This window comes from Desulfonatronum lacustre DSM 10312 (assembly GCF_000519265.1).
GTDB classification, from domain to species: domain Bacteria; phylum Desulfobacterota; class Desulfovibrionia; order Desulfovibrionales; family Desulfonatronaceae; genus Desulfonatronum; species Desulfonatronum lacustre.
The window spans coordinates 245,433-265,799 of sequence record NZ_KI912608.1 but is presented as its reverse complement, the minus strand read 5'-3'; the positions used below and the strand labels follow the sequence as shown (position 1 = coordinate 265,799).

Annotated in this window: 18 protein-coding genes; 12 read left to right on the top strand and 6 right to left on the bottom strand. The window is 59.5% G+C overall.

Translation table 11 applies throughout. The annotated features are described in order from the left end of the window. Positions 1–92: 92 nt before the first annotated feature. Entirely contained in the window at positions 93–890 is a 798-nt protein-coding gene (locus tag DESLA_RS0101200; protein WP_028571070.1) for an undecaprenyl-diphosphate phosphatase, read from the bottom strand. Positions 891–915: 25 nt separating this feature from the next. Then, positions 916–1,545, bottom strand: a complete 630-nt coding sequence (locus DESLA_RS0101195; RefSeq protein WP_028571069.1) for a lysophospholipid acyltransferase family protein — start codon at positions 1,543–1,545, stop codon at positions 916–918. A gap of 339 nt (positions 1,546–1,884) precedes the next feature. Between DESLA_RS0101195 and yedF the strand changes: the two genes are divergently transcribed. The 6 genes from yedF (at position 1,885) to DESLA_RS0101165 (ending at position 5,637) form a co-directional block, all read left to right on the top strand. Then, the gene (gene yedF / locus DESLA_RS0101190; protein ID WP_028571068.1) at positions 1,885–2,496 is read left to right on the top strand and encodes a sulfurtransferase-like selenium metabolism protein YedF; all 612 of its coding nucleotides are present in this window, start codon (positions 1,885–1,887) and stop codon (positions 2,494–2,496) included. A gap of 382 nt (positions 2,497–2,878) precedes the next feature. After that, on the top strand, positions 2,879–3,751 hold the full coding sequence (locus DESLA_RS0101185; protein ID WP_156932826.1) for a hypothetical protein: 873 nt from the start codon (positions 2,879–2,881) through the stop codon (positions 3,749–3,751). Between the two features lie 39 nt (positions 3,752–3,790). Next, positions 3,791–4,204, top strand: a complete 414-nt coding sequence (locus tag DESLA_RS0101180; protein WP_035261175.1) for a DUF1499 domain-containing protein — start codon at positions 3,791–3,793, stop codon at positions 4,202–4,204. 80 nt (positions 4,205–4,284) lie between these two features. After that, positions 4,285–4,482 (top strand): hypothetical protein, encoded by a 198-nt coding sequence (locus DESLA_RS0101175; RefSeq protein ID WP_028571065.1) that lies wholly within the window; start codon positions 4,285–4,287, stop codon positions 4,480–4,482. A 108-nt stretch (positions 4,483–4,590) separates the two neighbouring features. After that, positions 4,591–5,319, top strand: a complete 729-nt coding sequence (locus DESLA_RS0101170; protein ID WP_028571064.1) for an HAD family hydrolase — start codon at positions 4,591–4,593, stop codon at positions 5,317–5,319. 105 nt (positions 5,320–5,424) lie between these two features. Then, positions 5,425–5,637 carry a hypothetical protein gene (locus DESLA_RS0101165; protein ID WP_051434264.1) on the top strand — a complete coding sequence of 71 codons (213 nt, stop codon included), beginning with the start codon at positions 5,425–5,427 and terminating at the stop codon, positions 5,635–5,637. Between the two features lie 167 nt (positions 5,638–5,804). On the opposite strand, the gene DESLA_RS17950 is transcribed toward DESLA_RS0101165, so the two are convergent. Next, complete coding sequence (locus tag DESLA_RS17950; RefSeq protein WP_051434263.1) at positions 5,805–7,748, bottom strand: bifunctional lysophospholipid acyltransferase family protein/GNAT family N-acetyltransferase; 1,944 nt, start codon at positions 7,746–7,748, stop codon at positions 5,805–5,807. A 224-nt stretch (positions 7,749–7,972) separates the two neighbouring features. Between DESLA_RS17950 and DESLA_RS0101155 the strand changes: the two genes are divergently transcribed. Further along, the gene (locus tag DESLA_RS0101155; RefSeq protein WP_028571062.1) at positions 7,973–10,423 is read left to right on the top strand and encodes a glycosyltransferase; all 2,451 of its coding nucleotides are present in this window, start codon (positions 7,973–7,975) and stop codon (positions 10,421–10,423) included. Between the two features lie 98 nt (positions 10,424–10,521). Next, entirely contained in the window at positions 10,522–11,430 is a 909-nt protein-coding gene (locus tag DESLA_RS0101150) for a cation diffusion facilitator family transporter (protein WP_028571061.1), read from the top strand. Between the two features lie 278 nt (positions 11,431–11,708). On the opposite strand, the gene DESLA_RS0101145 is transcribed toward DESLA_RS0101150, so the two are convergent. After that, entirely contained in the window at positions 11,709–13,226 is a 1,518-nt protein-coding gene (locus DESLA_RS0101145) for an ATP-binding protein (RefSeq protein WP_028571060.1), read from the bottom strand. A 394-nt stretch (positions 13,227–13,620) separates the two neighbouring features. Beyond that, on the bottom strand, positions 13,621–13,752 hold the full coding sequence (locus DESLA_RS23515; protein ID WP_281172380.1) for a hypothetical protein: 132 nt from the start codon (positions 13,750–13,752) through the stop codon (positions 13,621–13,623). Between the two features lie 64 nt (positions 13,753–13,816). Between DESLA_RS23515 and DESLA_RS17945 the strand changes: the two genes are divergently transcribed. Next, entirely contained in the window at positions 13,817–14,332 is a 516-nt protein-coding gene (locus tag DESLA_RS17945) for a glycosyltransferase (RefSeq protein ID WP_245589981.1), read from the top strand. 197 nt (positions 14,333–14,529) lie between these two features. Here the strand turns inward: DESLA_RS17945 and DESLA_RS22655 are convergent, their stop codons facing one another. Further along, entirely contained in the window at positions 14,530–14,682 is a 153-nt protein-coding gene (locus DESLA_RS22655) for a hypothetical protein (RefSeq protein ID WP_156932824.1), read from the bottom strand. A gap of 447 nt (positions 14,683–15,129) precedes the next feature. On the opposite strand from DESLA_RS22655, the gene DESLA_RS0101130 reads away from it, so the two are divergent. The 3 genes from DESLA_RS0101130 to DESLA_RS17940 all read left to right on the top strand — a co-directional run bounded on the left by DESLA_RS0101130 (position 15,130) and on the right by DESLA_RS17940 (position 20,337). Further along, the gene (locus DESLA_RS0101130; protein WP_028571059.1) at positions 15,130–15,804 is read left to right on the top strand and encodes a hypothetical protein; all 675 of its coding nucleotides are present in this window, start codon (positions 15,130–15,132) and stop codon (positions 15,802–15,804) included. Positions 15,805–15,824: 20 nt separating this feature from the next. Beyond that, the gene (locus DESLA_RS0101125; protein WP_028571058.1) at positions 15,825–17,480 is read left to right on the top strand and encodes a Na/Pi cotransporter family protein; all 1,656 of its coding nucleotides are present in this window, start codon (positions 15,825–15,827) and stop codon (positions 17,478–17,480) included. 148 nt (positions 17,481–17,628) lie between these two features. Beyond that, positions 17,629–20,337 (top strand): molybdopterin-dependent oxidoreductase, encoded by a 2,709-nt coding sequence (locus DESLA_RS17940; protein WP_035261172.1) that lies wholly within the window; start codon positions 17,629–17,631, stop codon positions 20,335–20,337. The last annotated feature ends 30 nt before the right edge of the window (positions 20,338–20,367 follow it).

Sequence of the window (20,367 nt, the reverse complement as noted above, 5' to 3'; positions counted from 1 at the left end):
ACCGACACCGACACCGGCAACGGCACTACTCGGTGCTGAATAGTTACTTTTCTTCAAAACAAAGAGCCGATCCGGTCGCTTCCCGGCGTCCGCTACCAATACAGCCAAACCAACAATACCCCCAGCATAAGCCGATACGCCACGAACGGCTGCATCCCCACCGTGCGGATGAATTTGAGAAAGTAGTGGATGCAGAGATAGGCGCTGATCCCGGCCAGCACCGTGGCCACGGAGATCATCCCCCACTGCGTGGGTTCCGGCCGGCCGAAAAGCTGTCCGGCCTCCAGGGCCCCAGCCAGAAAAATCACCGGAATGGACAGCAGAAAGGAAAACCGGGCCGCGGCTTCCCGGTTCAGGCCCAGAAACAGCCCGGCGGTCATGGTCGCTCCGGATCGGGATGTGCCGGGAATCAGAGCCACGGCCTGGGCGCAGCCGATGATCAGGATGTCCAGCCAGGTCAGACCGTGTTCATCGCGCCCCCCCTTGTTCCGCCAATCCGCCCAGCCCAGAAGCAGCCCGAAGAACATCAGCCCAAAGGCCAGAATCAACGGATCGCGCAGATGCGTGGCCACCACGTCCCGAAACGCCAATCCGGCCAGCCCCACGGGAATGGTCCCCAGAATCACGGCCCAGGCCAATCGTGCCCCGGGTCCGCTCCCCTTGCCGGTCAAGGAACGAAAAAAATCCCGGGCCATTTCCAACAGATCCCGGCGAAAGTACCAGACCACGGCCGCCAGGGTTCCCATATGCACGGCCACGTCAAAGGTCAGCCCCTGGTCTTCCCAGCCCGTGAACACGGACACCAGGATCAGGTGGGCGGAACTGGAAATGGGCAAAAACTCCGTCAGCCCCTGGACCAGGGCCAGGACCGCGGCTTGAAGAAAATCCATGAAGACTCCGGGATTTGCTGAGGGACTACGAGCCCAGGGCGTTGAGCAGCCCTTCCAAGCGCGAACACTCCCGGGCCATGTCCTCGGCGGTCAGCTCCGCCGGAATCCGGTAAGGCCGCCCGTAAACCACCCGGCACCGGGCGCCGGGCCAGGGGAGCTGGAATTTGTCCCAGGCTTTCTGGAAGACAAAGGACCGGGACATGAACACCCGCAAGGGGACCAGCGGCGCGCCAGTCTTGGCGGCCAGATACACGGCCCCTTCCTTGACCTTGTGCCGGGGGCCGCGCGGACCGTCCACAGTGACCACCACGTCCGCGTTGCGCGAACGCATCTCCTTGCGGGCCGCGATCAACGCGGCCACCCCGCCCCGACGGCTGGAGCCCCGGGCGAGCTGAAAGCCGAACCTGGCCATAACCTGGGACAGAAACTCCCCGTCCCGGCTCTGACTGACCACGGCCACCACTCCCTGGTCGCGGTGCAGATGGATCAAGGGAAACAACTCGTCATGCCAGAACGGCACGACAATGGGCTCCTCCCGCCGCACCCCCTCCACATCCTCCAATCCTTCCTGGGAAAACCGCAACGTCCGGCTCAGCACTTCGGTGAACAGAACAGCCGGAGTGACGAACCAAAGGGGATTGACGCGAATGCCCATGGCGAGGCTTCTAAACCGGATGCCGGTTGGAGACAAGGGAAGAAAGGTTTAGCCGTTCACGGTTCAATGGTTCACGGTTCAGCGGTTCTGATTCCCCAATTTCAAGACAAGTTGTACCAGCTTCCCGACACCTACCTCACACCACATGACTCCTGACTCCTGACTCCTGAATTCTGATTTCTGAATTCTGGCTCCTGAATTCTGACTCCCCCCACCTTTATCGAAAAACCAAATCACAACCACCAAATCCAATAGAAATCTTCAATTTGATTTTTCCCCCCGGCTGTGCTTGTTCATATCCTCCAACTCAAACCCTACAGCCCAAAAGGAATCCCAGCCATGAGCAATACCCATCTCGACTGCAAAGGCCTCCCCTGCCCGCAACCGGTTCTCCAGTGCAAGCAATATATCGACGCCCAACAGCCCAAAGCCGTGAGCGTCGTGGTGGACAACGAGGCTGCCTTGCAGAACGTGACCCGGTTTCTGGAAAATCAAGGCTACCGGGTCGGCAATGAACAAACCGCCCAAAGCGAATGGCGGATCACGGGGGAACGGGAAGCCGGCGCCCAGGCGGACAAAGCCCCGGTCGGCCAAACCGCCACGCCGGCCCAGGGCGCCAAAACCCTGATCTTCCTGGCGGCTCCGGGAATTGGCGAAGGCGATCCGGGCCTGGGCGAAAAACTGATGCTCAATTTCCTGGCCACCCTGCCGGAAATGGGGCCTCAGTTGTGGCGGATGATCCTGGTCAACGGCGCCGTGCGGCTGGCCGTGGAAGGCAGCCCCGGCCTGGAAGCGCTGCAAAAACTGGAAGCGGCCGGAGTAACCATCCTGGTCTGCGGCACCTGCCTGACCCACTTCGAGTTGCTGGACAAAAAAGCCGTGGGCCAGACCACCAACATGCTGGACGTGGTCACCAGCCTCCAACTGGCCGGAAATGTCATCCGGCCCTGACGAATCGCCGAATGTCCTGAAATCGTATCCGCCCCAAAAAGGGCGGATACCTTTTTAAAGCTCCCCCTCCACGCCAGGATTCCCGCGTATGCGGGAATCCTGGTCACGCAACGCCGACCCCACATGCCCCTCCCCAAGTCGCCACTCCAGAGGCCTTACATCGCCATCCCTTCATTCAACCTCCCGTTACGCCTGGACAAGATTGGTCTTCTCGTATTATATTATTGTCTTTTATAGAATGGACAAGACCACCATGCCCCTGTTCTCTGGGCATTTTAAGAGTTTGTTGAAGTGGAAGGATTAACCTGTTCCTCAAAATAATTTTATCTAGCACCACATGGAGCAAATGACAGTTTTTTCTTAAAATTTTATGGATTTTGTGATGACAGAATGGTTATCAAATTTTTTTCTTTCTAAAGTAACCGCGACTAATGCCGCGACAGTTTTGCTGTGCGTCGTGGTGACTTTAGTCGTGTGGCCATGGCTATCACAGGTCACATTAGAAAGATCTATTCCTGAAGACTATATTTTCCCCATCGTTGTTATGGCCACGCTGACATTCTCATATTTGTCCGTCTGCCTCGTTATTTTTTGGACGCAAAAAGTCTGGAAATTTATTGATAAATTAAAAGATAAATCAAGATCTCAAGTGCAACACGAGGAGTTTAAAGAAAATGTACGCATTTCTCTTCCCGCTCTGGATAAAGAAATATTGGATTTACTAACTAGACTTAAGAGTTCTGAAACAACGATTGATCTCCGCGAAAGAGGCGTTGCCTGGCTTCTCAGAGAGAAGTGGATGCATAAAACAGTGCAAACATCTGCTAGCAAATTTGTCGCGAAGCTTGATCCGTGCGTGAAGAACCTGCTAATTGAATATGAAAATTCAGAGTTACTTAAGGTCATTACTCATACGGTAGACAATATCCGTGGACATCATCAAGAATTTCTCAGTATTTTTTGGGCGGAAAAAATTCCGTTTGGCACCCAAACATCCGGGGAGCTGATGCCAAATAAAGTCTATTCCGCAGGGCGTTTTCTAGTACAAAAGGGCCTACTTCAGTTGTCAATAATTACGGATGGTGCCATTGCCCAGGAGGTCTTTTCTTTGCCTGACGAGACAGAAGCCGTTTTGCTAGAAAAAATTTACGAAATCTCACCAAAACGCAAGGTGGTAAAAGTAGATTTGAATTTCGTCTGGGGCTCTGATGCTTCAGGTAGTGGGGCTGTTGGTGGTATTGCCAGGAAAACTTAAAACCTGTTCTCTATAGCCAGCACAGGAGAATTCCAATGAATGTCACATTTTCCATCCGGCTCCCGGATCAAGGCGGTAAATAAGATGACGTTGCTGGACTGCCCCACTAGCCCCAACTGCGTTTCCAGCCAAGCCACGAACCCGGCCCGCCGGGTGGAGCCTCTGCCCTATCCCCCAGGCCAGGAGCAGCTGGCCCTGAAGACCCTCCTCCAGGTACTCCGCGACCTGCCGCGCACCGAGATCACCGAGCAATCCCCTTCCCTGGTCAAGGCCGTGGTCCAAAGCGCCCTGTTTCGCTTCAAGGACGACCTGGAGTTCCATTTCGACCATGAAGCTGCGGTCATCCACATCCGCTCGGCCTCGCGCACCGGGTACTGGGACCTGGGCGCGAACCGCCGCCGCGTGGACCGAATCCGCGCGGACTTCACCGCGCTTCTGGCCAAGATGTCCTGACGCTCCGTCAAGCCGACGATTTTCGTGTACCGGATTGTCCATCGTCGCGAAGTTTATCGGTAAATCGAAGGAAAAAAGGCATGATTACTTTGAATCCAAGTATTTTGGAACACGACGGCAAAAAAGCCTTCGTTGTTTTACCTTACGAGGAATTCCAAAAGGTTCGGGAAGAACTCGAGGATTACGAGGTTCTCAAGGATCTTCGCGCGGCAAAAACAGAAGAAATGAACGCCCCCGTCACCCTACTCAGCTCTGTTCGGGAAGAACTGAACATCTGAGCCGCCACGCAAATCCAGCGCTCAGTCGCAACCCCGTCGTCATCCTCAACGACCAACCCGACACCGAAACCACCGTACTCGAAAATCGTGAGTAAAACCATGTCATCAATGCCCGCGAGACAAATACACGGCGTCCTTTTCGACAAGGACGGCACCCTGTTCGACTTTCACCAAACATGGCGCTCGGTCATAACCAAGGCGGCGGCCATGGCTTCTGGCGGGAGTGAAGATCTTGCACGGGTGATGATGGAAGCGGGCGGGTATGACGCGGCGACGTGTCGTTTTCAGGCCGACTCGGTCATCGCGGCGGGGCATGTCGGAGAGTTGGCCGAGTTGTGGCGCGATCTGGGCGCTGTTCTCCCTCGGAGCGACTTGCAGCGTGCACTGGATGCCATCTTTGCCGAGGAGGCCTTGGCCGGCGCCGTGCCCGTGACGGATTTAAGCATCCTGTTTACGCACCTGACCCGGCTCAATCTGCGCCTGGGCATCGCCACCAACGACAGCGAAGCCTCGGCCTCGGCCACCGTGGAGCGCTACGCCCTGAAGGAATTCGTGAGCTTTGTCGCCGGATATGACAGCGGATACGGGGCCAAGCCCGGACCGGGCATGGCCCTGGCTTTCTGCGAATCCGTGGGGCTTTCGCCCCGCCATGTGGCCGTGGTGGGCGACAGCAGGCACGACATGATCATGGGCCGCTCGGCCGAGGTACGCCTGTGCGTCGGCGTGCTCACCGGTGCGGGAACCATGGCGTCGCTGGCTTCCCAGGCCGACATCGTCCTGCCGGACATATCCGGATTGTTAGAGCTTTTGGGTCGGCAGCCAGGCAATATCAGGTAGGGGCAGGCCTCGCGCCTGCCCATTCTCCAGCCTTCGGAAATCTGGGCGTACCCTGGATATCTGGACCGGTTCTCCGATCTTTTTTTGTGAAAAGGAAGATCTGAAATGACAACGACCATGCTGAAACATACTGACGAGACGATTCTTTTGGAAAAGGGAACAAAAATCCTGTTTAAAGAGCTTGGATATACGGATGCTCTTAGATTTTTGTCCATTCCGCGAGATGTTCGCGAAGAAAGTGTGCGAAGACACAGGAAATGGCAAGACGGTTTGGAGAAGGATACTTTTTTTGATGAGGTGTTTGAGGAGAAAATATAGGTAGGCAGGACTTCTCCATAGCCACCGACAAACTCCCAAATGTTTTGATGACAGTTGTGTGACGGAGATAGTCGGATTGAGGAAAGCACGGGAGGGCATCCGGCCAAAAGATGAGTACACGAATACTGATAATCCGATATCGTCGTTCAGCCCAATACCCGTCCCCTTCACCCCGCCATCGCGGCTAGACCTCCGCCGCTCAATCCGCTCTCCTCTTCTTTCGGCTCTCCTTCCCCAGCCTGATGAACGGCCAGAAAATCCCTGGCCCCTTCCTTGCCCAAATACCGATCCAGGGTGCGGCGGTCGGTTTGGAGCAGGTCCACCAGGACCAGGCCGTCCAGGACATCGCTGAACTCCCGGTCCACGTTGAACCCGAGCATTTTCCCGCCCAGTTTCAGGTATTGGCGCAGCAGCACCGGGACTCCGATCTTGTGCCGATCGATGTCCGTGATGATGTCCGAGATGTCGTCGATGGTCTTGGACATCATGGTCAGCAGGGAGTCGTCCAGGCGGAACAGGCGGCGTTGGCGAAAGGGGCGGCGGGGCCGGACGTGGTCGGCCAGTTCGTGCATGTGGCCGTTGGCCCGCAGAAAGCCGACCATCAGTTGCCGGGAAAAGCGATGGTACTCGTTGTCGATGCTCACCGGGCCGAACAGGGTGCGGTATTGGGGATGGCGCAGGATGAACCGGGCGATGCCCTTCCAGAGCAGGAGCAGTGGCGCGTAATTCTTCTGGTATTCCGGGCGCACGAAGGACCGCCCCAGTTCCAGGGCCGGGACGACCTTGTCCCAGAACCCGGGCCGGAACGAGAAGAGCGTGGTGGTGTACAGTCCCTTGGCACCGTGGTTCTTCAGGATCACGTCCGTGCGCCCGAGCCGGTAGGCCCCGGCGATCCGTTGCTCCCGCTTGTCCCAAAGAAACAGGTGCAGATAGTGGGCGTCGAAGATGTCCAGGTCCACTTCCTTGCCCGTGCCTTCCCCGGCCAGTCGGAAGGTCATTTCCCGCAACCGACCGATTTCGTGCAGCAGATGCGGAATGCGGTGGGCCTCGGCCAGATGGACGCAAAAATCATCGGTTTCCAGCAGAGTCTGGTCCGCGGACAGGGCTTGCTGTTCGAGATGCAACGGGTTCCCGACGGCGCGCGGAGCCCCTGACAGTCCCTCCGGGCACTCCGGGCCTAACGGCAATGGGGGCAAGGACGGCAAGACCGACAAGGGCGGAAAAGACCGCGCAGGTTTCGGTCGCGACTTGGCCCCGCATTGCAGAAGATAGGTCCGGTGGCGCAGATATCCGATCAAATCGGCGTCCGTGGGACAGTTGGCCAGGTGCTTCGGTCCCAGGGGCCGACCGATGCGCACGCGGACTTCCGAACCGGCTTTGCGCACCAGGGCATGGGGGAGCAGCACGGTCCGCAGCAGCGGATGAATCAGTCCGGCCATATGAAACAGCGGACCGTTGGTTCCCTGGAAGAACATCGGCACCGCCGTGGCCCGGGTCTTGCGGATGATCCGGGCCACGGATTCGTTCCAGGGCGGATCGCCCATGGTCCGCCGCCGAACCTGCAAGTGAGAGACCTCACCGGCCGGGAACACCCCCAACAATCCGCCCTCCCGCAGCCAGGCCAAAATCTTCTTCAGGGCCGCCCCGTTGCCATGCACCGTGTTTGCCCCACCCTCGAAGGGGTCGACAAACAGGAACAAGTCCCGCAACTCCTCCACCCGTTCCAACAGATGATTGGCCATGATCTTCAGATCCGGCCGCCGTTTGCGCAGCACCGCGGCCATGACCAGCCCCTCCAACGCCCCGAAGGGGTGATTGGCCACCACGACCACCGCTCCCTCCTTTGGAATGCGCTCCAATTCCGCGTCGTCCAGGACCACGCTGATGTTCAGGGCTTTCAAGGACCGGTCCAGGAAATCAACCCGGTCCCGGCCCCCCAGCGTCTGATCCAGACCGGACAGGACTTCCCCGTACTTGCGATTCAAATAGCTCAGGGCCAGCACTTTCTCCAGGGATGGCTTGGCCAGGCCGAACAATTTGCTGGGCAGCGGGCGGACAAAGGGTGAAGGCAGGTCGATCAGGCGATGCGAAGCAGGAGCGGTGGCGCTCATCACGGACATCCTCCGGCTGAAGGTTCAGGGAAAGTGAACTACCGCCCGCTCACTATCCTATTCCCGCTCCGAAGCATGACCGCCGGGTGACCGAGATGTGAAGATTCGGTGACAACCCGAAATGTCACGAGATTTTTACAAGCCTGTCATCTTTGGTCACCCCCTTGTCGTCATTTCGTCACCTGTTCCGGGTACCACTTCCCCAACATACCAGGGAGGTGAATATGGAACCGACGACCAAGGCCGATCTGCACGTGCATTCGAAGTACTCCAAGCGACCATCGCAATGGGTGCTGCAAAAAATCGGATGTTCGGAAAGCTACACCGAACCGTTGCACATTTATCGCATGTTGCGGGACAAGGGCATGGACCTGATCACCATTACGGATCACAACACCATCGAGGGCAGCCTGGACATCGCCCACCTGCCGGGCACCTTCGTCAGCGAGGAGATCACGGCCTACTTCCCCGAGGATCGCTGCAAGGTCCACGTGCTGGCCTACGACATCACCGAGGTCCAGCACCGGGAAATCCAGAAGTACCGCGACAACGTCTTCGAATTGGCCGCGTACCTGCAACGAACCGGGATAGTGCACGTTCTGGCCCACCCGCTGTTCTCGGTCAACGACAAGCTGACCAAGGCCCATTTCGAACAGCTCCTGCTGCTGTTCAAGCATTTCGAGATCAACGGAGCCCGGGACGAGCACCTGAACATCAACCTGAAGCGCATCCTTGGGGGCCTCTCTCCGGAGGACATCCAGCGACTGGAGAACGTCCACGACAGGGCCGCCCTGCCTCCGGAACCCTGGATCAAGCACCTCACCGGCGGCTCGGACGACCACAGTTCCCTGAACATGGCCCGGACGCACACGGTAATGTCCGGACACCGGGACCCAGTCGGCTTTCTCAATGGCGTCCGTGACGGCGAGGCCATTCCAGTGGGCGTTTCGTCCTCTCCCCAGACCTTGGCCCACAACCTCTACAGCATCGCCTACCAGTTCTACGCCCGACAATTCGAGCTGAGAAAACACGTCAACAAGGACATTCTGCTCAAGTTCATCGACCGCAACCTGTATCCCGGCCGGGAGGACGCATCCGGGCTGCTGGGCTCCCTGCACGCCCTCTGGTCCCAGAGAATTCGGCCCAGAATCGGCCCCGGCTCCCACCGCAATCCCCCGGAACAGCTCCAGGATCTGCTGCGCTACGAGACGGCCCGGCTGATCTGGAACGACCCGGAACTGATGTCCATCGTCCGCTCCAGCGACAACGGACGCGAAGGCCAGGGCAAGGCATGGTTCTCCTTTGTGAACCGCTCCGCCAACCAGGTTCTGAAACATTCCGCGGACCACATGCTGCGCAAGATCGCCCAGGGCAGCATCTTCAACATCTTCCACTCCCTGGGCTCGGCCGGAGCCCTGTACACCCTGCTGGCCCCCTACTTCCTCTCCTACTCCATGTTTGCCCACGACCGGAAATTCAGCCGCGAAATCCGGGAATCACTCGCCGCGGACAAGGGACTTCTGGAATCCAGAAGCGCCTCGGCCCCCCGGGTGGCCCATTTCACGGACACCTTCTACGAGGTCAACGGCGTGGCCCTGACCCTTCAGCAGCAGCTTTCCCTGGCCCTGGCCACCAGCAAGGACATGACCATCATCACCTGCGCCCCGGACGAGGCGGTCCGGGCCGCGGACGGCGTGCAAAACTTCACGCCCATCGGGGTCTTCGAGCTGCCGGAATACCCCGAGTTGAAGCTGTTCTACCCGCCGCTGCTGGAAATGATGCGCTTTTGCTTTGACAAGGAAATCACCCACATTCACACCGCGACCCCGGGCCCCATCGGCCTGACCGCCCTGGCCCTGGCCAAGATGATGCACCTGCCCATCTACGGCACCTACCACACCTCCCTGCCCCAATACACCCAGTGCCTGACCCAGGACTCCGCCATGGAGGAACTGATGTGGCGGTTCACGCTCTGGTACTATGACCAGATGGACCTGGTCTTCGCCCCGTCCCACGCCACGGCCAACGAACTGATCGCCAAGGGCCTGAGCCCGGAAAAGGTCCGGGTCTATCCACGGGGCATCGACATTGATCGCTTCCACCCCTCCAAGCGCAACGGCTTTTATGAAAAGCGCTTCCAGTTCCGAAACGAAACCAGGCTGCTTTATGTGGGCCGGGTGTCCAAGGAAAAGAACCTGCACATCCTGGAGCAGGCGTTCCGGGAGCTTGCCCGGGAACGAAACGACGTGCGGCTGATCATCGTGGGCGACGGCCCGTATCGGGAGGAGATGGAGCGCAACCTCGGCGGCACGCCCGCGGTGTTCACTGGCTACCTGGACGGCGAAGCCCTGGCCCAGGCCTACGCCTCGGCGGATGTCTTCGTCTTCCCCAGCACCACGGACACCTTCGGCAACGTGGTCCTGGAAGCCCAGGCCTCCGGCCTGCCGGTGATCGTCTCCGCCGAAGGCGGCCCCCAGGAAAACCTGATCCCCGACCAAACCGGCTTCATCGTCCCCTCCACCACCGCCCAAGCCTATTGCCAGGCCATAACCACCCTGCTGGACAACCCGGACCTGCTCCAAAAAATGCGCGCCCAAGCCCGAAACTACATGGAAACCCGCTCCTTCGGCCAATCCTTCGACCAGGTCTGGGCGTATTACGGGCAGACGGGGTGAGGCGCTTTCAATGGTACTCCAGGAACTGTCTCGCTCCGTAAGTCTCCCGGCAATGCCGGCGGTTTACCCAAATGACATTACGGAGTATCAATCCCCACATGAACACGCCAGCCAACACAAACGCCGACGCCACGAAGGAACGAACGGCGCTCATTTCAGTCATCATGGACCTGGCCTTTCTCGGCCCGACCCTCGTCATTGCCGTTCTTGCGAATTCCATGACGCTCTATGCGGATCTTCTCGGCGATTTCAACGTTTTATTCGCCAATGCCATGCTTTTTTTCATTCTTCACAAAATGAAAAAAGGGATGGGCGCCAATTTTGACTACGGAGCGGGGAAAATTGAAAATCTCATTGGCGTGATCGGCGCCTGGTTTGTTGTGCTTTCCGTCGGATACATCATTTACACGTCCATCGGGCGGCTTGTTTCGCCCGTTCCTCTTGATCCCGGCCACCTGGCCATGGGAGCCGTGATCATGTTGGCATCCATGATTTCAAGCGGCTATCTCTGGATTCGCAACTATCGGATCCACAAAAGGATCCCTTCTCCGGTTACGGACATTCAATGGCGGGTGCCCATGTCCGACACGGTCATCGCCGGAGGGATACTGGTCAGCCTGCTGGCCATGATTCTCCTGCGGAAATACGCATGGTCGCTCTATATCGACCCCGTCATATCCCTGGCATTAGGCGGCGTCATCATCTATTCCTTTTACGGGCTGATAAAAAGTTCTCTCTTCGACCTCCTGGACAGAACCCTCGAAGAAAAATACCAGATCATCATCACCCAGGAACTGGCGAAATTTTATCATGAGTATGTCCACTATCACGGTGTCCGCTCGCGGAGAACGGGAGGGCGGGTCTTCATTGAAATCTTTTTGGAATTTGACCCCGACCAACGCGTTGGCGAAGTCCAGCAGGTCATCCGGTCCATGCGGGAGTCATTGGAAGGAAAAATCGAAAACAGTTTCGTGAGCGTATCGCTTGCAACGGAATCAGTGTGCTAATGCGTTTCGCCCCCTGATATCCTCCCCTGGCGTTCCCCTTCGTGTCCGAGCAGGGTAGATTTGTTCTCGACCCCACTCGCTATCTGAATCGGCATCGAAATCGAAATCGTGATCGAAATCGAACGTCATGACCAAGAAGGTGACGCAATTACGGGATGGTAGACACCATTTTATTAATTCCGATTCCGATTCCGATTCCGATTCCGATTTCGATTTCGATTTGATTTCGATCGCGATTTGGATTTCGATGTAGATTCACCCTTCCTGTCCGAGCCTGGTCACGGACGCGAATCAGAATACGTGCCGGGCTCCACGCTGCGCACATACTCCAAAAGTTCACGGCCAAAGGGGGTGGCAAGGTGGGTGGAGTCGTAGCCCGGATCCACGCCATGCAGGTACTGGAGCACAAGAACCTCTCCTCCATCGTCGTTCAAGCCGACTCCGGCAAAGAAGAACCCCATCTTTTCAACAAGATCGGCCACCGCTCCGGTGGCCGGGTCCGCCAAGGGAAGCTCGAGGTGCGCGACCGGGATTCCCTGTCCGCAAGACAATGCCAACCGGTCGCCCACGTGTTTCAGGATGTCGTATCCGTATTGAGCGACGCTGATCCACGTCCACCCTTCCTTGAAGTCGGATTCCGAATAAATCTGTGCGGGGCCTTCAGGCAGACCGCGCCCCGAATCATCGGAAAAGCGATATTTTTTCCCCAGATGCTGGAATATTTGCCTGACCATGGGCCGGTGCCTGTCCGGAACGTGGAGGAGGGCCTCGTCGCCTCCGCACAGATAGTTGACGAACACGACGCTGGCGATGCGCCCCGGATCATGCCCGTCCTTTTCCCGCCAACTCCGGGAGGCCGGGCTTGCCGCCAAAAGCAGTGCACTTTCCTTAAATCCTTGCTGAAGGAGGTTGCGCTGGGAATGGATATGGTTCGTGACCGCCAGGGCGCACATCGCGCGAAGACCCAGCGTTCGGGCGCTCTCGCTGAGAAAGGCGTACACGGCCTCGTTCACGCCGGGGCTCTTGAACCGCGTATCCAGGAAGGCATAGGTCAGTTCCCTCACGCGCGCTCCCGGCGTGTCGGCCACCAGGGCGCAATGCGCCATGAGTTCTCCACTTGCCGTTTCAGCCACCACGGAGACCATCTCCCCCTGCTCGAGCATCTCGCGAACTCGGGCGGGATAATAGATGGCTTCATTGAAGAACACCGCGCCATGCGCCCGCAATGCCAACCGGGCGATGCCTTCGCCATCCTCGGGCTTGCCCAGGCGAACGGCGTGGCTGGTCAGTGTCCGACGCTTGGGCGGACCGGTGGAAGGCTTCCGCGACAGTGCCCTCATTTCCCGTCCCTTGTCCTGTCCACCTTCCTGGGCGCCCCCATGCTTGACGAGTCGGATCTCCCGCTCTCCACCCTCCAGTAGAGAAAACGTCACCTCGTCAACCATTTGCCGGGCAAGAAAAGAGTGCAACCCGGTGTCGTCCCCTGCGACCGCGAACCGTTGCGGATCGAAGGTCGGAAGCGCCTCGTCCTCCAGGGGCAGCCCCTTGGAGCGGACAACCATCTCAAGGCCGATCGTGGTGCGGGACAATCCGAGCCGCAACACGTCGTCCTCCTGCCCAAAACCCAGCGAAATGGCGTAGGAAGCGGCTTCTTCAAAGGCGAGACAAAGACGTTCGGCATCCTTCGCGGAAAAACCAGCCAGCGTGGCATATTCCCGAATCGCTGCCCCGAAAACAGGGATCAAGGTCGCTTTGGAAGGGAAGGTAATCGAAACGACATCGGAGTGCTGCTGCATGATATCCTCTAGATTTTGTATCTACTCAGCACATTTTGTATCCGCCCTTGCTCCGGCAATCGGAGTCGGGGTCGCTATCGGAATCGGAATCGGAACAGGAAAAATTTTGAACGCTTCCCAGCGTTTTCGATCCCGATCCCGATTCCGATACCGACAACGGCACTACTCGGTGCTGAGTAGTTACTAGATTTTTTTTACTAATTCACCGCTCATGATGCGCGAAATACGACCTTACCCCAAACCAGCCGCCTTCTAGTCTTCCATGAGTAGGCGAACGTCGTCCCCGCCGAGGCGTTGATGACGTCAGCAAGGCCGCTGTGAAAGGCCTGCGACCGAGGCTGAATATAGTATAGGTGGGATGCCGTCCATATGACGATTTGCGCCGCATGGCCCCTCATGCCGGGTTCGACAGAATTGCCACAAAACCACCATCTTTCTGTAACATTGACCGGGCATACTTGACGGTGTTGCTTTTCAGGCCCTTGAACGCCGTGAAAAATTCCAAAAAGCGACGGTCAAAAACCATGATCCCCTCTTCATTGGCCCCCCTCCGATTCCCCAATTCAGACAACCGCGCCAGAGGTGAGCACGTGACGGGTCGAGCCGGAAACGTGGACGCTCCGCGTCCGATCTCCATGTTCATGGGCCGGGTGGCGGTGGAGAAGAATATCGAGGACTTCCTCCGCCTGGATATTCCCGGCACCAAGTACGTGGTCGGCGACGGCCCGGCTTTCGCGAAGCTCAAAGCGGCCTATCCGGACGTCCGGTTCGTCGGAGCCAAACGCGGCGAGGAACTGGCCGCCCACCTGGCCGCCGCAGACGTCTTCGTCTTCCCCAGCACAACGGACACCTTCGGCCTGGTCCTCCTGGAGGCCATGGCCTGCGGCGTCCCCGTGGCCGCCTATCCGGTAACCGGCCCCCAAAGCGTGGTCGTCCACGGCAAGACCGGATGGCTGTCCGAGAATCTGCATGAAGCCGTGCACCAGGCCCTACCCATCTCTCCCCAAGCCTGCCGAATCCATGCCGAAACCTACTCCTGGGAACGTTGCACCGAGCAGTTTTTGGGTAATCTCCATTTGTTGAACACGAAACGCAAGGACGGCTGAACCATCAGGGTGCTCAAAGGCGCCCACTCCCGCGGCCCCATCGCGGACATGGTCCTGGCCTCCAGCCTGTAGCGGCCCGTGGCGACGCCTCCAAACGCCGAAAGCCGACCGCGTCTTCCTGGACGGGGTCGGCTTTCTTTTGGCTGGTTGGAATTTGCCTGGTTGGAAGCGGAGGGGGGTCGTCTTCTCGGTTGCTGTTAACCCCGCGAGGCTTTGCGACCATCGCGCTGTCTGATGGTCCTCATGAACTCCGAATAATCCTTGATCTGCGCTTCATGCTGTCTGCGAATGGTGTTCAGTTCCAGTTGTCGTTTGCGATACTCGTCCTGCGCCTTTTCCAGATTCACCATGGCTTCCTCCTGATTTGGCTGCTTGATTGTTCGGCCCGGGCCGCGAACATCAAATGATCCTCGCGACGGTCCTCGTTCCCGGGATGGACGGAAGCATTCCTACCGCGGCTCGCACGGCGATGCATCACGATTTCGTGACGAGTTGACGACATTTTCACGACAGGCATTGCCCATCCAGAGAAAAATATCCGTCAATTACGCTTTTCGCCCCCCGGACGCTTAGGACTGCGTCGCGTCCTACGTCGACCTCTGGTCGGAAATCAAAACCAACCTCAAAAACCCCTCGCCCCGTCAGGGCTGACCCCGCCTTTTCCGGCTCACCGGCATTGCCAAGGTTCTCCATTGGCACTACTTGGACACCCTGCGAGCAGCTTTTCTCACGCTCCCGGCAGGTTCATGGCCCATTGCCTTTTTCCTTGATCACCTCTTCATCAAGAGATCGACCCCATGTCCTCCACCACTTTTCCCGACCGACGCGGCTTTCTGGTTCGCCTGGCTGGACTGATCATCCTGCTGTTCGTTGTGAACAGCGCCGCCGGCCTCTTCAGCCTGCGCCTGGCAAGCCAACGGTACGCCAGGGACATGCAGACCCTGAATCAGCTCATGGAAACATCGGACAACGCGAGACAGGCCCAGGTCCACTTCAAGAACCAGGTGCAAGAGTGGAAAAACGTTCTGCTGCGCGGCGCGGACCCGGACGATCTGGCCTTCTATGCCGCGGCCATGCGGCGGGAAGCGTCCGGGATGCGGGAGAGATTGAGCGTTGCGCGCGAGGGCATGGAGGAACTGCGATTACCCGAGGCCGGGTTGGTTGCTCCTCTTTTGGCGGAGCACGATCTGATCCTGAAGGCCTATGAAGAACGGCTGAATCTGTGGGGGGAGGATCTGGCCGGTCAGGCCGGAGACGTGGATCACGAATTGCGCGGAATCGACCGGGAACTGAACGTGAACCTGGACGGCTTGGTGAACGAGCTGCTCATCCGCGCCGCCGCGATGCGTCTGGAGCTGTCCCGTGAGTTCATGGCCCGGGACGCGACAACCACTCGTGTCCTGGTCATCGGGGCCGGGGCGACCACCATTCTCCTGCTGATCATGCTCGGCCTGGCCGTTCGCCGCGGCTGAACCGCGGACCGCATCCCGAGATGCTGATCGAAATTCTGGGAACGATAACGGCCGGGCTGGGGCTGTTTTTCATCGGCGTCAAGCTGGTGGGGGACCATCTCAAGCAACTCAGCGGTCGCAAGTTCCGGAAGATCGTGACCAAGGTCGTGAACAACCCGGTACGAGGCGCTTTGCTGGGCGTTCTGGCCGGGGCCGCCACCCAAAGCACCAACGCCGTGGCCTACATCGCCACGAGCATGACCACGGCCGGACTCATGTCCTTACGCGGCGCGATGCCCGTGGTCATCTGGGCCAACCTGGGCACTTCGGCCCTGGTGCTCGCGGCCACGGTGGATATCCGCGTTCTGGTCCTGTACCTGCTGGGCATGGTCGGCGCGGCGTTCTACTTCAATCTGGACAGATCAAGTCGATTCCGGCATCTCATCGGCGCGCTGCTGGGCGTGGCCCTGCTGTTTCTGGGGTTGCAGTTCATCAAGCAAGGCGCGGCCCCGCTCCGGGAAATGCAGGCGGTGCGGGACCTGCTGGAACTGGGGGCGGACTCCTATCTCATGGTCTTCGGCATCGGCGCGGCGTTGACCCTGGTCGCCCAGTCCTCGGCCACGGTTTCCATCGTGGCCGTGGCCATGACCAGCGTCGGACTGCTGACCATGCCCCAGACCATGATGGTCATCTACGGAGCGGGCCTGGGGTCCGCGGGCAGTTTGTGGTTTCTTTCCGCCAATCTCACCGGCACCTCCCGTCGGATCATCCTGCAGCAGGTCATCCTCAAGATTGGCTCCACGGCGATCATGCTCATCCTGTTTGGGCTGGAACAGTGGCGGCACATCCCCCTGGTCCAGGCCCTGACCGCCTGGATCACTCCGTCCATCAGCCTCCAGGCCGCCTGGGTCTATCTTCTGCAACAGCTGCTGGGCTGCATCCTGGCCTCCATGCTCCTGGGGCCGGTCCTCAGATTGCTGGGCAGATTGGCCCCGGCCACCCAGGAGGAGGAACTGGCCAGACCGGTCTACCTCTACGATCAGGCCCTGGGAGACGCGGAAACCGCCCTGGACTTGGTCAGCAGGGAGCAAAACCGCCTCTTCAGCTGCCTGCCCGACTATATCGTCACGGCGGACCAGGCCGTTGAAACCGCCCGAAAAGACATCCAGGCGCTTTACAACGGCAATGCCGGCGTATTGCGCGAGATCGAGCTGTTTCTCTCCGAGTTGATCGATCGCACCCAGGACCGCCAAACCATGCACCGCATCCTGAACCATCAGGCCCGAAACAGGGTGCTCGGCGACCTCCGGGAGAGCCTCTTCGCCTTGCGACGGATGCTGGGGCCCGCGGATGCATTGCGCGACCGAACCCACCTGGAGCGATCCCTGACCGAAGGGATGCACGCCATCCTGCGCACCATGGCCGAAACGCTGAGTGCATCGGATAAAATCGATCTCGACGAAGATGACGCGGCCATGCTGGCGGCCATGACCTCGGACCGTTCCGCACTCATGGAGCGTTTGCGGCACGGTCTCTTGCGCCATACAGAGGAACTGTCGTATGCCGTGCAGGAATCCTTGTTCGCGGCCACCAGTCTCTTCGAGCGAACCATCTGGCTGCTGGGCCGCTATCTCGCCCTGGTCGCGCCCACCGCCGCTTCCGACGCCACCCCCCAGACCCAGGACCATCAATCGTAGCCCGACAGCAACAAAATCGAAGCCATTGAAGCCTTGCGGGAAATCCATGTCGAGCACAGACTCCCGACGATCGCGGTCATGACTTCGGCGAGTGCCGCGCGAACTCTCGTCGGGAATGCGGGATTCCTTCACTGAACCGAGCAATACCATGACCATGAAAACAATCATCCCAACGACGTGCACCCGGGACTGCCCCAGCACCTGCGGGCTTTTGGCAACCGTGGAGAACGGACGCCTGGTCCGGTTGAGCGGGAACCCCGAGCATCCGCTGACCAGGGGGGCGGCCTGCGGCAAGACGGCGCGGTATGTGCGGCGGGTCTACAGTCCGGAACGGGTCACGGCTCCGATGGTCCGACGTGATGGCCGCTGGGAGATCGTGAGCTGGGACGCTGCCTTGGACCTTGTAGCCGAGCGGATCAAAACCGTGATCGCCGAATCCGGGCCGGAAGCCATCCTCTCCTACCAAGGGTACGGAGAACGCACGGCCCTGAAGCTGCTCAACCGTTATTTCTTCAGCCTGCTGGGCGGCGTGACCACCCCGCGCGGCTCTCTCTGCGGCGGGACGGGTCAGGCGGCCCAGAATCTCAGTGTCGGCGACCGGGTCTCCCATGACCCGCTGGATCACGCCAACAGTCGGTCCATGATTCTCTGGGGCCGCAATCCGGTTTCCACCAACGCCGGCTTGATCCCGATCATCCGGGATCTGCGCCGACGAGGCGGGCCGATTCTGCTGGTCGACCCGGCCCGGACCCGTTCCGCGGCCCTGGCGGATCACCATATCGCGGTGCGGCCGGGCCGCGACGTCTTCCTGGCCCTGGCCGCGGCCAAGCTGATCCTGGCCGCCGGGGCCGAGGACAAAACATTCCTGGAGCAGTGCAGCCAGGGAGGCGAGGCGTTTTTGGAGCTGGTGGGCGGTTTCAGCCTGGACGAACTGTGCCGAAAAGCCGGAGTTGGTCAGGATCAGGTCCGGCTTTTCGCCGACACCCTGATCACGTCCAAGCCCACGTCCATTCTCCTGGGCTGGGGCCTGCACCGGCACGCCTTGGCCCATCAGTCCATCCAGGCCATCGACGCCCTGGGAGCGCTCAGCGGCAACCTGGGCGTTCCCGGAGGAGGCGTCAGTCAAGGGTTCGAGGAGTACGGGCCCTATGACCAGCGATTGTGGGGAAATGGACTGCATCCGCCTCGGCGGACCCTGCTCATGCCCAGGATCGGGGAGGAGATTCTGAACGCGACGAACCCGAAAATCCGGATGATTTTCGTCACCGCTTCCAACCCCGTGTGCATGGCGCCCAACAGCGACAAAGTCAGCCGGGCCTTTCGCCAAACCGAGTTCGTGGTCTACAGCGGTCACTTCCTGGACGACACCGCGGACCACGCCCATGCCTTTCTCCCCGCGACCACGTTTTTGGAAGAACAGGACGTCATGGCCAGCTACGGCCACAACTACGTCGGCGCGGTGAACAGGGTCATTGAGCCGGTGGGCGAGTGCCGGTCGGAATTCCGGATGTTTCAGGAACTGGCCCGACGGTTTCCCTTTGCCGAGGCCTATTGTCGCAATCTGGAAGCCTGGTTGGAAGACCTTTGCGCACCACTCCGGGATCAGGGAGGGGACTTGCAGGCGCTGCGAAGTCGCCCCTTCCGGGTCAACGCGCCCATGGTTCCCTACGCGGACCGCCGCTTTCCGACTCCGTCCGGAAAGTTCCGCTTCCTGAAACATTTGGACGATCCCGACCCGTCTCCGGAGACTCCGGAATTCCCCTACACCCTGTTGACCGTCGCTCCCCATGACGCCATCTGCTCCGAACGAACCCTGGCCGACCATGAACCGCTGCCCGTAGTCGTTCTGTCCACGTGTCAGGCCGCGAGGCTAGAGCTCGAAGAAGGACGGATGGTCAAGGTCTTCAGTCCGTACGGGGCGGTCAAGGCTCGTCTGAGCGTAGCCTCTGGGATGCGTGAGGACATTCTCGTGGCCGAGCGGGGAGGGTGGGTCAAGGGTGGGCACGGCCTGAACCAGTTGACCCGGGATATGGCCAGCCGGGTCGGCGACGGCTGCCCCTATTACGAAACACGTGTCGCCATAGCTCCGTGGCCCGCCGAAGACGTCCAGGATGTCCGTATCCTCGTGATTGAGCACAGTCGCCTGGCACCGGGGGGCAACTTCGTCAAGGCGTTGCTGCGCCAGGGCGCACGGGTGACCACTCTGCGTCCCATGGACGGCGATGATCTGCCGAAAGAGCTGGACGACTTCGCCGGGCTCGTGGTCCTGGGCGGGCCGCAACATGCCTTTGACGACGCATCGGCCCCGCACTTCCCCCGGCTCCTGGACCTGATGCGCACCTTTGAGGCAAAGCAACGGCCCGTGGCCGGCATCTGTCTGGGCGCGCAACTGCTGGCCCGGGCCCACGGTGGAACCACCTACACCCTTTCCGGGCTGGAGTTCGGATTCGTTCAGCACCACCCAACCCCGGCGGCCGAGGACGATCCGGTCATCAGCGCGGCCCTGCCCCTGCCTCCCTTGATGGAGTTCCACGAGGACTCGTTCACCCTGCCCCCCGGCGCGACCCTGCTTGTCCAGGGGGAGACGTGTCCCAACCAGTGCTTCCGGGTCGGCCGCGCCTCGTACGGCTTTCAATTCCACCTGGAGGCGGATTCAACGATTCTCGCCGATTGGCTGACATTGTTTCGCCAGGGAGGCATTCCCGCCTACCGCGCCTACCAGGACCAGTTCCCTGATGCGTATTATACGGACCTGTCCAGACGCCTCCCCCTGCTCCTCGCCGACGCGACAACTTTTTGCGACAAGGCCGCCCAGGCATGGCTCCGGCTCCGCGGCAAGGGCCGGGAGCCCCGGTGATCCTTGTGGTCCAACTCAAAAACAGGTGAA

What these genes read in the sequence shown, in the direction of transcription:
- DESLA_RS0101200 (WP_028571070.1), bottom strand. Translation starts at nt 890, where the DNA reads ATGGATTTTCTTCAAGCCGCGGTCCTGGCCCTGGTCCAGGGGCTGACG.
- DESLA_RS0101195 (WP_028571069.1), bottom strand. Translation starts at nt 1,545, where the DNA reads ATGGGCATTCGCGTCAATCCCCTTTGGTTCGTCACTCCGGCTGTTCTG.
- yedF (WP_028571068.1), top strand. Translation starts at nt 1,885, where the DNA reads ATGAGCAATACCCATCTCGACTGCAAAGGCCTCCCCTGCCCGCAACCG.
- DESLA_RS0101185 (WP_156932826.1), top strand. Translation starts at nt 2,879, where the DNA reads ATGACAGAATGGTTATCAAATTTTTTTCTTTCTAAAGTAACCGCGACT.
- DESLA_RS0101180 (WP_035261175.1), top strand. Translation starts at nt 3,791, where the DNA reads ATGTCACATTTTCCATCCGGCTCCCGGATCAAGGCGGTAAATAAGATG.
- DESLA_RS0101175 (WP_028571065.1), top strand. Translation starts at nt 4,285, where the DNA reads ATGATTACTTTGAATCCAAGTATTTTGGAACACGACGGCAAAAAAGCC.
- DESLA_RS0101170 (WP_028571064.1), top strand. Translation starts at nt 4,591, where the DNA reads ATGCCCGCGAGACAAATACACGGCGTCCTTTTCGACAAGGACGGCACC.
- DESLA_RS0101165 (WP_051434264.1), top strand. Translation starts at nt 5,425, where the DNA reads ATGACAACGACCATGCTGAAACATACTGACGAGACGATTCTTTTGGAA.
- DESLA_RS17950 (WP_051434263.1), bottom strand. Translation starts at nt 7,748, where the DNA reads ATGAGCGCCACCGCTCCTGCTTCGCATCGCCTGATCGACCTGCCTTCA.
- DESLA_RS0101155 (WP_028571062.1), top strand. Translation starts at nt 7,973, where the DNA reads ATGGAACCGACGACCAAGGCCGATCTGCACGTGCATTCGAAGTACTCC.
- DESLA_RS0101150 (WP_028571061.1), top strand. Translation starts at nt 10,522, where the DNA reads ATGAACACGCCAGCCAACACAAACGCCGACGCCACGAAGGAACGAACG.
- DESLA_RS0101145 (WP_028571060.1), bottom strand. Translation starts at nt 13,226, where the DNA reads ATGCAGCAGCACTCCGATGTCGTTTCGATTACCTTCCCTTCCAAAGCG.
- DESLA_RS23515 (WP_281172380.1), bottom strand. Translation starts at nt 13,752, where the DNA reads ATGGTTTTTGACCGTCGCTTTTTGGAATTTTTCACGGCGTTCAAGGGC.
- DESLA_RS22655 (WP_156932824.1), bottom strand. Translation starts at nt 14,682, where the DNA reads ATGGTGAATCTGGAAAAGGCGCAGGACGAGTATCGCAAACGACAACTG.
- DESLA_RS0101130 (WP_028571059.1), top strand. Translation starts at nt 15,130, where the DNA reads ATGTCCTCCACCACTTTTCCCGACCGACGCGGCTTTCTGGTTCGCCTG.
- DESLA_RS0101125 (WP_028571058.1), top strand. Translation starts at nt 15,825, where the DNA reads ATGCTGATCGAAATTCTGGGAACGATAACGGCCGGGCTGGGGCTGTTT.
- DESLA_RS17940 (WP_035261172.1), top strand. Translation starts at nt 17,629, where the DNA reads ATGACCATGAAAACAATCATCCCAACGACGTGCACCCGGGACTGCCCC.